This window comes from Streptomyces sp. NPDC090442, from assembly GCF_044769405.1.
Classification (GTDB): Bacteria; Actinomycetota; Actinomycetes; order Streptomycetales; family Streptomycetaceae; genus Streptomyces.
In genome coordinates, this window is sequence record NZ_JBIVXW010000224.1 from 1 (window position 1) to 2031 (window position 2031).

General features: G+C 61.6%; 4 protein-coding genes. All 4 read left to right on the forward strand.

Going from position 1 to position 2031, the window contains the following annotated elements:
• Nucleotides 1–475 (forward strand): hypothetical protein (locus ACIQU6_RS44550; RefSeq protein WP_403488423.1); only part of this gene is annotated, 475 nt, incomplete at its 5' end.
• Between the two features lie 149 nt (nucleotides 476–624).
• Nucleotides 625–828: a cold-shock protein gene (locus ACIQU6_RS44555; protein WP_403488425.1), complete on the forward strand. Its 204-nt coding sequence runs from the start codon at nucleotides 625–627 to the stop codon at nucleotides 826–828.
• 541 nt (nucleotides 829–1369) lie between these two features.
• On the forward strand, nucleotides 1370–1579 hold the full coding sequence (locus tag ACIQU6_RS44560) for a hypothetical protein (protein WP_403488427.1): 210 nt from the start codon (nucleotides 1370–1372) through the stop codon (nucleotides 1577–1579).
• Nucleotides 1576–1863: an acyl carrier protein gene (locus tag ACIQU6_RS44565; RefSeq protein ID WP_403488429.1), complete on the forward strand. Its 288-nt coding sequence runs from the start codon at nucleotides 1576–1578 to the stop codon at nucleotides 1861–1863. Before ACIQU6_RS44560 ends, ACIQU6_RS44565 begins: the two co-directional genes overlap by 4 nt.
• The last annotated feature ends 168 nt before the right edge of the window (nucleotides 1864–2031 follow it).

A 2031-nucleotide genomic window follows, 5' to 3' on the forward strand; every position in this document is an offset into this window, starting at 1 on the left:
TCACGACAGTACCGCCGAGCCGTCCCGTCAGCCGCCACGAGCCAGATCATCCAGCCATACACACCTCACGGCCAGAGTTCAAAAACACTCACTGAAATACAAGGGCCAGGCCAGCGTCGAGCGCCGCTACGGCGACTTCAAGGGCCCCCTCGCCATCGCCCCCATGTTCCTGCAGGACAACCGCCGCATCACCGCCCTGATCACCGTGATCTGCCTGGCCCTGCTCGTGTTCTGCCTCATCGAACGCCAAGTCCGCCAAGCCCTCGGACACGACCAGAAAATGCGCGGCCTCTACCCCGACAACCGGGCCGTACGCCCCACCGGCCGACTCATCTTCTACCACCTCTCCAGCCTGCGCCTGCGCGTCGGCACCGCCACCGACCCACCCACCATCCTCATCATCCGAGGCATCCAAGCCGAGCTGCTCGCGTTACTCGGCATCGACGAAACCCGACCACGCTGGCTGGAGACCTGAAACCCCACCTACGAAGTCCGGGGTTAAACTGTACCAAGTAGTGGCATTTTTTGCCGAATGGGCGCTTCTGTCGTACTTATCGGTGAAGTCTGCCGATACTCGTTCCACTGCCGGATCAGCGGAACGACGCCTCAGCCTCAGGAGGGGCCATGGCCCAAGGGACAGTCAAGTGGTTCAACGGCGAGAAGGGATTCGGGTTCATCGCGCAGGATGGCGGTGGCCCCGATGTCTTCGTCCACTACTCGGAAATCCAAGGAGAGGGCTTCCGCACCTTGGATGAAGGCCAGAGGGTGGAGTTTGAGGTCGGTCAAGGCCAGAAGGGTCCGCAGGCTCAAATGGTCAGGCCCATCTAAAAACTCCCTGACCGGGCGCGATATGGACTGAATACAAGAGGCCGGGAGGGCGCGATGACCGATCGGCATACTCTTAGCGTGCTTGATTGGCACGATGACGAGTCCTCGACGTCCTCTATATGGGTTGTTAGCACGGATGAATGCAAACAGGTACGAGACCTCCTGGGTCGCCCCCCGAATGTGGAGGGTGTCGTCACGCCGGACCAGACAGACGAGGCAAGAAGGATCACCCGAAGCTGGCTGACCTGCGGTAACGAGGACTCTCCTGTGTGATCCTGTGTGGGCTTGGCCATACGGCTGGTCTCCGTAGCTCCTGCCGGAGGCTCCGGCAGAAGCTACGGAGAACTAGGAACTCGGCGCGCCGAGCGGCATCGCGACTGCAACGCCAGGGCCTGGCCAGGAAAGCCTTGGCCGCAAGCTGTGCACATGCACCCATGCCTGGCAGGGTGATGATATTTGAAGAAAGCCCGGGTCCCGAAACTCGCCTACAGCGCATCAGGCAGTCGGGCCTGGGCCCGACCCGACACACTCGGTACCCATCATGCGTATGAGACTTGACGGCTCCGCTGAAGACGTGCAGGCCCTCGTAGCAGCGCTACGGGCAGGTAAACAGATCACGATCCTGCACGGTCAGTACGGCCCCTACGAGAACCACTGCTATCACAAGGGCGACGTCCACCTGTTCCTGGACGTGCTGCCTCCAGTGGACGATTTGATCGAGTCGATCGAACAGGCCAGGAGGTCCGAATGAGCACCAACCTCTCCAAGGACCAGGTGGCCGCTGGGCTGGCCGACATCGTGCATGAGATCACCGGAGTCGCCGTCGATCCCACCACACACCCCAACGGGATAGAAAGCCTGTCCTTCGCCGACGACCTGGACATTGACTCGCTGTCCATGGTTGAGGTCGTGGTGACTGCTGAAGAGAAATTCCAGGTCCCCATACCGGACGACGTGATCCGCGAACTCAAAACCGTAGGAGACGCCGCTGCCTACATTGCAAGAAGCCTTGCCAGCGGCACCGCACCGAACTGAATCGGGGTAATCCGGGGCGAAGACCCAGCCACCCCTCTGGCCGCCGGCTGCTCGGGCTCGGGCACTCGCACCACAGGGCCTCGGCAAAGTTGTTCAGGTGAGGCCGAGCATGGTCAACGGGCGGGTGTGGTCACGGGCGTTGGCGCGTAGGGTTCGGGCGATGTTGGT